Consider the following 12,720-nt stretch of genomic DNA (forward strand, 5'->3'; position numbering starts at 1 on the left):
ATTTATAAAGTTTTAAAATTGTATATCATTTTTGTTTGATAAATTTACAACATAAAGTATTCCAATTTATATTTTGGAACTTAAAAATGACAAAATGGCAAATAAACCAAAGATTTTAATTGTTTATACCGGTGGTACTATTGGTATGATTAAAGATTATAAAACAAATGCTTTAAAGGCTTTCGACTTTAGTCAGATCATTAATAAAATACCAGAATTACAACAATTAAATTGTGAAATAGAAAGTATTTCTTTTGATGAGCCTATAGATTCTTCTAATATGAATACCAATTATTATGTTGATATTTTAGATATTATAGAAGCTAATTATAAATTATTTGATGGTTTTGTTGTTTTAACGGGTTCAGATACGATGTCTTATACATCTTCTGCAATTAGTTTTATGATAGAGAATTTACAAAAACCGGTAATATTTACGGGTTCGCAATTACCTATTGGTGATTTGAGAACAGATGCAAAAGAAAATTTAATAACAACTATAGAAATTGCGGCAGCAAGAAAAGATAATAAACCAGTTATAAGTGAAGTTTGTTTATATTTCGAATATAAACTATATAGAGCAAATAGAACAACAAAAATTAGTGCAGAACAGTTTGAGGCTTTTGCTTCTATGAATTATCCCGCTTTAGCAGAAAGTGGAGTGCATTTAAATTTTAATGAGCATTTATTACCCGAAGTTTCTAATACAAATACGAATTTAGTAATTAGAAAAAAGTTAGTAACAGATGTTGTTATACTCAAACTTTTTCCTGGAATAACAGAAAATGTTGTAAAGGCTATTTTAACTATTAAAAACCTAAAAGGGGTTGTTTTAGAGTCTTATGGCTCTGGAAATGCACCTAATAAACCGTGGTTTTTAAATTTAATTGCCTCAGCAATACAAAGTGGTATAAAAATTGTTAATGTAACACAGTGCTCTGGAGGCAGTGTAATTTTAGGTCATTACGATACAAGTTTTGGTTTAAAAGAATTAGGTGTAATAGGTGGTTTAGATATTACAACAGAATCTGCAATTGCAAAGTTAATGTACTTATTAAGTGAAGATTTAACTGAAATTGAATTTAAAAAGTATTTTCAAAAATCTTTAAGAGGAGAAATTAGTTCGAAGTAATTTTAATGTTAAAAAAACGAATCTCTCGAAAAAAAGATTATTTTTACATAAAATAGATTGATTTTTTTTTGAGGGACAACAAATTTTTTGTTACTTGCCACTCAATAAAAAATAAATGAGTTGTTAAATTCTTTCTCAAAAAAATTAAAAGAAAATAACAATTGTTTATTTGAAGCGAAAATTTATATATTTAACCCGTTAACTATTAAAAATTAATTATAACAGAGATGAAAAAAGTAGTAAATGTCCTATCTGTAACAGGATTCATGTTTTTTGGAGCTATTCAATCAACTTTTGCACAGGAAGCAGCAGCAGAGTCAAAAACTTTTCACCAAATTTTAAAGGAAAACTTTATTGATGGTGGTCCAGGATTTATGGGAATTGTATTAGTAGCCTTAATCTTAGGTTTAGCAATTGCAATTGAAAGAATTATTTATTTAAACTTAGCAACTACAAATACTAAAAAATTAGTAGCAAACGTAGATGATGCTTTAAGTTCTGGTGGTGTAGAAGCTGCAAAAGAGGTTTGTAGAAATACAAAAGGGCCTGTTGCATCTATTTTTTACCAAGGTTTAGATAGAGTAGATGAAGGAGTAGATGCAGCTGAAAAAGCAGTTGTTTCTTATGGTGGAGTTCAAATGGGACTTTTAGAGAAAAACGTTTCTTGGATTTCTTTATTTATCGCGTTAGCACCAATGTTAGGTTTCATGGGTACTGTAATTGGTATGATTGGAGCATTTAACGATATTGCTGTAGCAAATGATATTTCTCCAGCGGTAGTAGCAGGTGGTATTAAAGTAGCATTATTAACTACAGTATTTGGTTTAATTGTTGCTATTATATTACAAATCTTTTATAATTACATCGTATCTAAAATTGATGGAATTGTAAACAACATGGAAGATGCATCTATTCAATTAGTAGATTTATTAGTAAAATATAAAAAATAAAAACTAGTACAATGAAAAGCAATAAAATATTAAATATTATTATAGCTGTAGTTGCATTAGTAGGTGCTTTCCTTTTCATAAAAATATTTATGGAAGATAGTGAGGCAATTGAAACTGATGTTGATTTACAAAATAGTGTGGTAAGTCCTATTATTTATTATTCGACTTTCTTACTTATTGCAGCAGTAGTAATCGCAGTAGCACTTTCTCTATGGAGTTTAATTAGAAACCCAGAGAATTTAAAGAAAACATTAATGGGACTTGCAGTTCTATGTGTTTTATTAGTAATTTCTTATTTCTTATCTGATTCTGAAGCAGTAATAAACGCAGCAGGAGGAATTAGTGAAGGAGGAGAAGCAGGGTCCGCAACCAATAAATGGGTGGGAGCTGGTATATGGTACAGTATAATTTTAGGAGGTATTGCTTCTTTATTTTTCGTGTACGATTTAGTTAAAGGATTAATAAAATCATAAAATTATGGCAAGAAGAGAGAATCCAGAAATTAATGCAGGTTCTATGGCAGATATTGCCTTCTTGTTATTAATCTTCTTTTTAGTAACAACTACCATGAATGTAGATTCTGGTGTTTCTAAAAAGTTATCTGAAAAACCGCCAGAGGATTACGTTCCGCCAGTTATTAAAGAAAAAAATATTTTCGAGGTTAATATTAATAGAGATAATGATCTTCTTGTAGAAGGAGACAGAATGGATATTAAAGACCTTAAAGAAGCTGCAATGGCTTTTATTGATAACGGTGGAGGTGAAGGAAAAATTGATGAAGGAGTGAAAACAGGACCTTGTACTTATTGTCAAGGTGAGAAAAGTCTTTCTTCTTCAGATCATCCTAACAAAGCAATTATCTCGGTTCAGAGTGATAGAGGAACAGAGTATGGTACCTATTTAAAAGTTCAGAACGAACTAATTAAGGCTTATTCAGAATTACGTAATAGACTTTCAAAAGAACGTTACGGTATACCTTTTCCAGAGTTAGAGGAGGCTTATAAAGATGACAGAAGTAACACAGAATTGAAGAAAAAAGTTGAGGATATCAAAAAAAGTTATCCAGAAATTATTTCTGATGCTGAACCTACTTCAAATTAATTTTTAAAACACAACAATATGTCTAAATTCGGAAAAAAGAAAAAAGGAATGCCAGCAGTAAACACTGCAGCTTTACCAGACATCGTTTTTATGTTGTTATTTTTCTTTATGGTAACTACTACCATGAGAGAAACTGATTTAAAAATTGAGAACCCAAGATTACCTAATGCTACAGAAGTTAAAAAACTAGAGCATAAAAGTCTTGTAAGTACAATTTATGTTGGTAAATCGAAAGATGCAGCTAGACATGGTACTGGTTATAATAGAATACAATTAAATGATAAAATAGCAACTGCAGATGATGTACCTGCTTTTATCATTAACGAGAGATCTAAAGTATCTGAAGCAGAAGTGCCATTTATGACTACTTCTATTAAAGCAGATAAAGAGTCTAGCGTTGGTACTATTATTGATATTAGATTAAAATTAAGAGATGTAAATGCTCTTAAAATTAGTTATTCAGCATCTCCGGGTGATAACAACTAAATTTAATATATAAATTTCAAAAAAGGGTAATTCTTAGAATTACCCTTTTTTTGTTTTATATTTAAATAATTTTTTCAAAATAATGTAATTTTATATTCGTTAATCTTTTTATGAAATTAATAGTTTTACATAGTATTATAATTCTTTGTTGCTTTTCTATCTACAGCCAAAAGGACTCTTTAAATATAGGCGATTATTATGCTGATGATCAATTGTATTTGTCTGTTCATTATAGTCAATTAAGTGAGCAACCTTCAACAATTTCAAAAAGTAATTTTTCGTACTCATTATCTACTGGATTTATAAAGGATATCATATTAAATAAAGATGGAACTTTGGCTATAGGTTTAGGAATAGGTTATGGATACGATTATTTTAGCCATGAATTAAAAGTTGACGAATTTAATGATGAAACTCTTTTCTCAACAGCATCAGATCTTATTAATAATAAATTTAAAGTTCACAATTTAGAATTTCCTTTAGAGTTTAGATGGAGAACTTCTACAGCAAAAAAATACAGTTTTTGGCGTATTTATACAGGATTAAAACTCTTATATAATCTTTCTAATAAGTTTGATTATACTACTTCTAATTCAAATGAAATATCCTACAAGAATGTAAATAGTTTTAATAATTTACAATACGGATTAACTTTTTCAGCGGGCTATGATGAGTTTAACATCAACATATTTTATGGCTTGACACCAATTTTTAAAGATGCATCTATTAATGGAGAAACCATAAACACAAAAGTTTTAAAGTTTGGTTTAATCTTTTACTTACTGTAACATATTATAGGTTATAACAGTAGAAAAAAAGCCCGTTAAGAAGCCAATATATACTTCTGAAGGATTATGTGCTTTTAAGAATAATCTTGCATTTGCAACGATGCCAGCTATCAAAATATTCACGATTATTACGAATGGAAAGTTACTGGAACTATTTATATCTATAATCAAAAAAAAAGCTGTAGAAATTCCTAAAGACAATAAGTGAATACTCGTTTTAATTTTAAAAATAAATAAAAAGTATAGTAACATTAATGCTGCGCTTGTAGCATAAAACAACAAGCTTATATCTTTCATTGAACCAATATTTGAAATAGTATTACCCAATAAATAAAATAAAATGATCATCATTGCAACGGGTAACTTTCTTTCTTTTATGGTGTGTGCATTAAAAGATTCTATCAGTTTTAATTTTTTAAATAATATTAAAATTAACAGAGGCACTAAATAAGTCATTACAAAAATTAGACTTAGTAGTGTAAGCTTTAAATTACTTGGATAATTGCTAGGTATAAGTATAAAGTATAGTAAAACGCCAATAGTTGGTATCACAATTGGGTGAAAAATTACAGATATTATTTTGTAAAATTTTTCCACTAAATTTCTTTTCTCAATCGAGCTACTGGTAAATCTAATTGCTCTCTATATTTTGCTACCGTTCTTCTTGCAATTGGATATCCTTTTTCTTTGAGAATTCCTGCAAGTTTTTCATCAGTTAATGGTTTCTTTTTATTTTCTTCGGCGATAACAGTTTCAAGTATTTTCTTAATTTCTTTAGTAGAAACATCTTCCCCCTGATCGTTTTTCATCGATTCTGAGAAGAATTCTTTGATTAATTTTGTTCCGTAAGGTGTAGAAACATATTTACTGTTTGCAACTCTAGAAACGGTTGAAACGTCCATGTCAATCTTATCAGCAATATCCTTTAAAATCATTGGTTTTAATTTACGCTCATCTCCTGTTAAGAAATATTCGTATTGATAATGCATAATCGTATTCATGGTTACTAACAACGTTTGTTGCCTTTGTCTAATAGCATCTATAAACCATTTTGCAGCATCTAGTTTTTGTTTTATAAAGTAGACTGCATCTTTTTGTGACTTAGATTTTACCGTAGATTCTTGGTAACCTTTTAGCATGTTGTTATATTCTCTAGAAACATGTAATTCTGGAGCATTTCTAGAGTTTAAAGTCAAGTCTAATTCTCCGTCTATTAACTTTATAGAAAAATCGGGTACAATTTGTTCTGCAATTTTATTATTACCAGCGTAAGAACTACCAGGTTTAGGATTTAATTTAGAAATTTCTTTGTTAACTTCTTTTAATTCCTCTTCTGAAATATTAAATTTTTCTTGAAGTTTCTTGTAATGTTTTTTTACAAAATGATCAAAAGCGTTTTCTAAAATTTCAATTGATAAACTTCTAAACTTTGTTTTATCTTTTGCTTTAAGTTGTATAATAAGGCATTCTTTAAGGTCTCTTGCACCAACACCTAATGGATCTAATTTATGAACTACTTTCTTTAAAACTTTTATTACTTTTTCTTCTGTAGTAAAAACGTTTGCGGTAAAAGCTAAATCATCTACAAGATCTATAATTTCTCTTCTTATGTAACCACTATCATCTATACTTCCTACTAAAAATTCTGCTATCGCTCGTTCTTCATCATCGAGGGTAAAAGTATTTAATTGGTTTTTTAAAGATTGATGAAAACTTGTACCAGCAGCATAAGGTACATTCTTATCTTCATCATCTGCAGAATAATTATTTGCTTGTGTTTTATAGTTTGGTATTTCGTCGTCGCTTAAATATTCGTCTATATTAATATCTTCTGCTTCAATTTTTTCTGTACCAGCATCATCATATTCATTAGATAAATCATCATCTAAACTATCTGAATTCTCTTTACCTGTATCTAACGCAGGATTCTCTTCAATTTCTTGTTTTAAGCGTTCTTCAAATGCTTGCGTAGGCAATTGAATTAACTTCATCAACTGAATTTGCTGAGGAGATAATTTTTGTAATAATTTATAATTTAGACTTTGTTTTAGCATTATTCTTCTTTTAATTTACCTGAAGAGTAGAAATAATTTTTGTTATTATGTTTTATTTTATTGGTAGCAGAATTTATAGTAATTCTATCTTTAGAATCTTTTATTAGAGTTTTACCAGTTTTATGATCTAGTAAACTATAACTAGAATTTTTAACTAAGATAGTCAATTTTACATTTCTATAATAGGTAACGATATCGTATTTAACATCAGCAATTAAATTTCCATCATAAATTAACCCTGCTTTTCCTTTTTTAGTGATTTTGTAAAGTTTTGTAGTAAGATTTTTACTGTTATTAAAATCTTTTACAGTTATTTTACCATTGCTGCTGTAGGCTGTATACTTTTTATTCTGCTCGTTATAACCAGAGATAAAATTGTTATAAACACGAACTCTATCATATTTTGTTGGTACAATTAATTTACCTGTATTTATATTGATTAGACCGTATTTGTTGTCTTGTTTTGTCTTTAAATAAGTAGCATTACTTAAATAATAATCATTAAAGTTGTATTTACTAACATCTGTATTTGTCTTAAACTTTATATTTCTGATGATTTTCTTATCCGAAGATGTTAAAAGATATTGTATTTTAGATAATTGATGAATTTCTTTGTAAACAGGTTTTATAAGATATTTATCAAAATAAGAATCATAAACACCCCATAAATCATTTTCTTTAACTGTATATAAGTGGTAATTACTTTTGGTACTTACTTCATCAAACTTTATTGGAATAATAGCTTGTTCATCAAGGTTTATAACTCCTTTTTTGTTGTTTTTAACTACCAAATATTCGTAACTTCTGTAACTACCAAACTTCTTTACTTCTTCATAATTATTTCTAAATAAATTTTTACCATCATTTGTTAGAATTGAAGGAACTCCGTTTTTTGTAACACTAAAATGTTTATTGCTAGAGCTGTAATCTATTTTGTCGTATACGATTGGTAACAATATCTCTCCATTATCTTTATAAATTCCGTAGGCATCGTTTCTTTTAACCTTAATATTATCATCATAAACAGTTATCCTTTCAAAGTTTCCGTTTAAAACAGGTTTACCATTGTAGTCTACAATTTCATAGTTACTATAGCTTCTACCTAGTATAAAAAACTGTTTGTCTTTCTGAGAAGTTATGCTAGAAAATTCAAAAGGAATAATAATTTCTCCTTTTCTATCGATAACTCCATTTTTAGAATAATCTAAACTAGCAACTATTCTGTTTTTAGAAGAACTATATTTATTAATGCTTTTAAACATTGGTCTTACTAAAAGATTACCTTCATAATCTTGTAAACCATACAATTTGGTGCTATTGTTTTTTATAATATAGATTTCATTATCTATGTTACCTGTTAAAAAATGCTCTCCTTTTTTGTAAATGTTTTTTACATTTCTTCTACTTCTACTGTAATTATTATCAGCTTCTGTAGTTTCTATTACTGTTTCTTCGACTTCTACGACTTCTTGCGAAAAAGAGATGTTAGAAAAAAGTATACAAGTAATAAAGCTTAAAATAGATAAGTTCTTCATGTTTATTCTTTAAAATTCAGCGTTTTGTGGTGTTCTAGGGAACGGAATAACGTCTCTAATATTTCCCATTCCGGTTGTAAATTGAACTAGTCTTTCGAAACCTAATCCAAAACCAGAGTGAACAGCTGTACCAAACTTTCTTAAGTCTAAATACCACCAAAGTTCTTTTTCATCAATGTTCATAGCCTTCATTTTTTCTACTAATACATCATAACGTTCTTCACGTTGTGCACCACCAACCATTTCACCAATTCCAGGGAAAAGTACATCCATAGCTCTAACTGTTTTTCCGTCTTCATTTAAACGCATGTAAAAAGCTTTAATATTTGCAGGATAATCAAACAAAATCACTGGGCATTTAAAATGTTTTTCAACTAGATAACGTTCGTGTTCAGATTGTAAATCTGCACCCCATTCGTTAATTGGAAATTGAAATTTTTTCTTTTTATTAGGTTTAGAATTTCTTAAAATATCGATTGCTTCTGTATAAGATACACGTTTAAAATTGTTATCTGCAACAAACTTTAATTTCTCTAACAAACTCATTTCGCTTCTTTGCAATTGAGGTTTTGTTTTTTCTTCTTGAGTAAAACGTTGGTCTAAAAATGCTAAATCTTCTTTACAATGCTCTAAAACATACGATAAAACAGACTTGATAAAATCTTCTGCAAGATCCATATTTCCGTCTAAATCCATAAATGCAACTTCTGGTTCTATCATCCAAAATTCTGCTAAGTGTCTAGTTGTATTTGAGTTTTCTGCTCTAAAAGTTGGCCCAAAAGTATACACTTTTCCTAAAGCCATTGCATATGTTTCTGCTTCTAATTGACCAGAAACTGTTAGGTTTGTTTCTTTACCGAAGAAGTCTTTAGAATAATCAATCTTACCATCTTCTGTAACTGGCGCTTTGTTATCTTCAAAAGAAGTAACTCTAAACATTTCACCAGCACCTTCTGCATCAGAACCTGTAACAATTGGTGTGTTTACGTAGTTAAAACCGTTGTCTTGAAAATATTTATGAACAGCAAAAGATAGTTTAGATCGCACTCGCATTACTGCACTAAATGTATTTGTTCTAACACGTAAATGTGCATTTTCTCTTAAAAATTCGAAACTATGTTTTTTAGGCTGAATAGGATATTCATCTGGATTTGAGTCTCCAAGTATTTCAATTTCAGAAACCTGAATCTCTACAGATTGCCCTTTACCTTGGCTTTCTGCAATAACTCCTTTTATAGATACTGCTGCACCAGTTGTAATTCTTTTTAGTGTTTCTTCGGATGTGTTTTCAAAATCTATTACACATTGAATATTATTAATTGTTGAACCGTCATTTAAAGCAATAAAACGATTACTTCTAAAAGTTCTTACCCAACCTTTTATTGTTACCTCTTGTAAAACTTTACCAGATTCTAATAATTCTGCTACGTTATTATTCGTCATCATCTTAATATATATTGTATTCGAAAATTGTCTTTTACTAATAAAGCAAATATACTTTTTTTTGAAGGATTAAGTACAATTATTAGCGTTGAGTTAATCTGATGATTGATTAAAAACTAAAGTTTTTTTCGACGAAAAACAAAAAACCAGACATTTAGAAATGTCTGGTTTTTATTATCTGATAAATAAAATTTTTATTCTTCGATTTTATCTTCCTTCGGAGGGAAAATTCTCATTTTAGGTTCTTTAAATACCTTCTTGTTTGCAATTTTCTTTTCAAAAGTAAGTAACAAAGATGGTAGTAAAAGTAGGTTAGAAACCATGGCTAAAAGTAAGGTTACAGAAACCAAACCGCCCAAAGCAATTGTACCACCAAAACTAGAAAGTGTAAATACTAAAAAGCCAAAAAATAAAACTATAGAAGTGTAAAACATACTTACACCAGTTTCTTTTAATGCTGAATATACAGAAGGTTTAATTTTCCATCTATTAGCTATTAATTCTTGTCTATATTTTGCTAAAAAATGAATGGTATCATCAACAGAAATACCAAAAGCAATACTAAATACTAAAATTGTAGATGGTTTTATAGGGATGTCTAAAAAGCCCATTAAACCTGCAGTAATTAATAAAGGAAGCATGTTTGGTATCAAAGAAATTAAGATCATTTGTGGTGATCTAAACATCCACGCCATAAATATTGCAATCAGTAAAATAGCTAATGACAAAGAGATTACTAAATTGTTAATCAGGTAATTAGTCCCTTTTATAAAAACCAAAGCCTTACCAGTTAAAGAAACTGTATACTTATCTTCTGGAAATTCTTTTGCGATAACTGCTTTTAATCGTTCTTGAATGATATCCATTTTATCGGTACCAATATCTTTCATAAAAGTTGTAATTCTCGCATATCTACCTGTAGAATCTACAAAGGTTTTAAGCATACCAGCATCGCTGTTAGAGTTTTTTGTGTAAGAAAAAATATAACTCTGCTCTTGATTTGTTGGTAACTGATAATATCTCGGATTTCCTTTATAATAAGCCTGTTTAGAATACTTAACTAGGTTTACAACAGAAATTGGTTTAGATAATTCTGGAAAAGTCTCAATAGTTTCATTCAGTTCTTCCATCTTTTTTAAAGTTGAAAGTTTCATGACTCCTTTATCTTTTTTCGTATCAATTAAAATCTCTAAAGGCATAATACCACCAAACTCTTTTTCAAAAAAACGAATGTCTTTATAGAAATCCATTTTCTTAGGCATGTCTTCTATTAAACTACCAGAAACTCTAATTTTATAAACACCAATTATACCTAAAACAATAACAATAACTGTTGCAAAATAAATGGTAATTCTTTGGTTTTTTACCATTTTTTCCATCCAATTCACCACATTCTCAATCCATTTTTTTTCTAAATGGTTCAGGTGTTTTTTCTTAGGAAGTGGCATAAAACTATAAATGATAGGTATTATTAATAATGCCAAAATAAAGATACTAATTATATTTACAGAAGCTAGAATACCAAACTCTCTAAGTAAATTACTTTTTACAAATACAAACGTTGCAAAACCAGAAGCCGTAGTAATGTTTGTCATTAAAGTAGCGTTACCAATTTTAGAGATTACCCTTTGTAATGCTTTTGCTTGCTGACCATGCTTCTTTATTTCTTGTTGATATTTGTTGATAAGAAAAACAGCATTTGGTACACCAATAACTATAATTAATGGAGGAATTAATGCAGATAAAACCGTAATTTCATATCTAAACAATCCTATAAAACCGAAAGCCCAAATTACACCAATAAGAACAACTAAAAGAGTTATAAATGTCGCTCTAAAAGATCTAAAGAAAAAGAAAAATATGAGTGCCGTAATACCTAAGGCACCAACTACAAAAAGTAAAATTTCATCTTGAATATTTTGTGCATTTAAAGTTCTAATATATGGCATACCAGAAACTCTAACATCTAATTCATTTTCTTTTTCAAACTTTTCAATTGCAGGAATTAAAACATCAAAAATAAAATCTCTTCTCTGTGGTGTATTTATTATTTCCTTTTTAATATAAATTGCAGTTTGTAAGGTACCTGTTTCTTTATTATAAAGTAGATTGTCGTAAAAAGGAAGTTTTTCAAAAAGTTGTTTTTTTATTGCATTTACTTCTTCTTTGGTGGTCGGATTTTCTTCGTAAAGAGGTTCTAAAATAAATTTTCTCTTCTTTCTATCTGCTTTTAATTTTTGTACATCGGCAATAGAAACTGTAAAATCAATTTCTTCTCTGGCATCAAATTGTTCTACTAATTTATTCCAAGCATTAAATTTTTCTGGTGTAAATACGGTTGAATCTTTAACACCTAAGATTACTAAATTGCCTTCTTCACCAAAAATTTCTAAGAATTTATTGTATTCTAGATTTGCAGCATGATCTTCTGGTAAAAGATTTGCTTCGGTATATGAAAACTTCATATACTTCATTTGAGATGCTAAAAAAGCTGTAATTAATGCAATTATTAATAAAACCAGGTATCGGTTTCTTAATATTAAACCAGCTGCTTTTGTCCAGAAATTCATTTAAAAAAATTTCTGCAAAGGTAACTAATTTGAAGTTGGGTTTAAACCAAAAAAAAGGTGTTTTTATTAAAAACACCTTTTAAATTAACAGTTTTTAAACTGTCATAATTTCTTTTTCTTTAATTGCTAATTTTTCTTCTGTTATTTTAACATAAGAATCTGTTAGCTTTTGAATATCTGCTTCAGAGGCTTTTTTTAAATCGTCTGAAATATCTGTTTTCTTGATATCGTTATTTGCATCTTTTCTTGCATTTCTAATACCAATTTTAGCATTTTCAGCTTCTGCTTTAGCTTGTTTAGCTAAGTTTATTCTTCTTTCTTCTGTTAAAGGCGGTACATTAATCATTATAATATCACCATTATTCATTGGGTTAAAACCTAAATTAGCAACCATAATTGCTTTTTCTATAGGTTGTAACATATTTTTTTCCCAAGGTTGTATTGCAATAGTTCTAGGGTCTGGTGTACTTACGTTTGCAACTTGCCCTAACGGAGTTTGAGAACCATAGTAATCTACCATAACATTACCTAACATTGCAGGTGTAGCTTTACCGGCTCTAATAGTTCTTAATTCTTTTTCTAAATGAGCAATTGCATTATTCATTGCTTCTTTAGTTGTGTCTAATATAAATTCAACTTCTTCGTTCATCTTTCTAAATTT

The 12,720-nt window shown here is 28.8% G+C and carries 12 protein-coding genes; 6 read left to right on the top strand and 6 right to left on the bottom strand.

The window, feature by feature from the left end; translation table 11 throughout:
- Nucleotides 1-94 precede the first annotated feature (94 nt).
- The 6 genes from ACYPV9_RS02940 (at nucleotide 95) to ACYPV9_RS02965 (ending at nucleotide 4,457) form a co-directional block, all read left to right on the top strand.
- The gene (locus tag ACYPV9_RS02940; protein WP_459741542.1) at nucleotides 95-1,132 is read left to right on the top strand and encodes an asparaginase; all 1,038 of its coding nucleotides are present in this window, start codon (nucleotides 95-97) and stop codon (nucleotides 1,130-1,132) included.
- Between the two features lie 227 nt (nucleotides 1,133-1,359).
- Nucleotides 1,360-2,082, top strand: coding sequence for a MotA/TolQ/ExbB proton channel family protein (locus ACYPV9_RS02945; RefSeq protein ID WP_299062250.1), 723 nt, complete (start codon nucleotides 1,360-1,362; stop codon nucleotides 2,080-2,082).
- A gap of 11 nt (nucleotides 2,083-2,093) precedes the next feature.
- Nucleotides 2,094-2,555 (top strand): hypothetical protein, encoded by a 462-nt coding sequence (locus tag ACYPV9_RS02950; RefSeq protein WP_459741543.1) that lies wholly within the window; start codon nucleotides 2,094-2,096, stop codon nucleotides 2,553-2,555.
- Between the two features lie 4 nt (nucleotides 2,556-2,559).
- Nucleotides 2,560-3,183, top strand: a complete 624-nt coding sequence (locus ACYPV9_RS02955) for an ExbD/TolR family protein (protein WP_459741544.1) — start codon at nucleotides 2,560-2,562, stop codon at nucleotides 3,181-3,183.
- 18 nt (nucleotides 3,184-3,201) lie between these two features.
- Nucleotides 3,202-3,669: an ExbD/TolR family protein gene (locus tag ACYPV9_RS02960; RefSeq protein WP_299062240.1), complete on the top strand. Its 468-nt coding sequence runs from the start codon at nucleotides 3,202-3,204 to the stop codon at nucleotides 3,667-3,669.
- Nucleotides 3,670-3,779: 110 nt separating this feature from the next.
- Nucleotides 3,780-4,457, top strand: coding sequence for a porin family protein (locus ACYPV9_RS02965; RefSeq protein ID WP_459741545.1), 678 nt, complete (start codon nucleotides 3,780-3,782; stop codon nucleotides 4,455-4,457).
- Here the strand turns inward: ACYPV9_RS02965 and ACYPV9_RS02970 are convergent.
- The 6 genes from ACYPV9_RS02970 to frr form a co-directional block, all read right to left on the bottom strand.
- Entirely contained in the window at nucleotides 4,449-5,054 is a 606-nt protein-coding gene (locus tag ACYPV9_RS02970; protein ID WP_299062235.1) for a hypothetical protein, read from the bottom strand. The genes ACYPV9_RS02965 and ACYPV9_RS02970 overlap by 9 nt on opposite strands.
- A complete protein-coding gene (rpoN, locus tag ACYPV9_RS02975) occupies nucleotides 5,054-6,511 on the bottom strand; it encodes an RNA polymerase factor sigma-54 (RefSeq protein WP_299062233.1) in 1,458 nt (485 codons plus the stop codon). The genes ACYPV9_RS02970 and rpoN overlap by 1 nt, the downstream gene beginning before the upstream one ends.
- Nucleotides 6,511-8,046, bottom strand: coding sequence for a WG repeat-containing protein (locus ACYPV9_RS02980; protein WP_459741546.1), 1,536 nt, complete (start codon nucleotides 8,044-8,046; stop codon nucleotides 6,511-6,513). The genes rpoN and ACYPV9_RS02980 overlap by 1 nt, the downstream gene beginning before the upstream one ends.
- Before the next feature lie 9 nt (nucleotides 8,047-8,055).
- The gene (gene asnS / locus ACYPV9_RS02985; protein WP_459741660.1) at nucleotides 8,056-9,489 is read right to left on the bottom strand and encodes an asparagine--tRNA ligase; all 1,434 of its coding nucleotides are present in this window, start codon (nucleotides 9,487-9,489) and stop codon (nucleotides 8,056-8,058) included.
- A gap of 194 nt (nucleotides 9,490-9,683) precedes the next feature.
- Entirely contained in the window at nucleotides 9,684-12,059 is a 2,376-nt protein-coding gene (locus tag ACYPV9_RS02990; protein ID WP_459741547.1) for an efflux RND transporter permease subunit, read from the bottom strand.
- A gap of 94 nt (nucleotides 12,060-12,153) precedes the next feature.
- Nucleotides 12,154-12,708: a ribosome recycling factor gene (gene frr / locus ACYPV9_RS02995; protein WP_299062225.1), complete on the bottom strand. Its 555-nt coding sequence runs from the start codon at nucleotides 12,706-12,708 to the stop codon at nucleotides 12,154-12,156.
- Nucleotides 12,709-12,720: the final 12 nt, after the last annotated feature.

It is taken from the genome of Polaribacter sp. OB-PA-B3 (genome assembly GCF_054589375.1).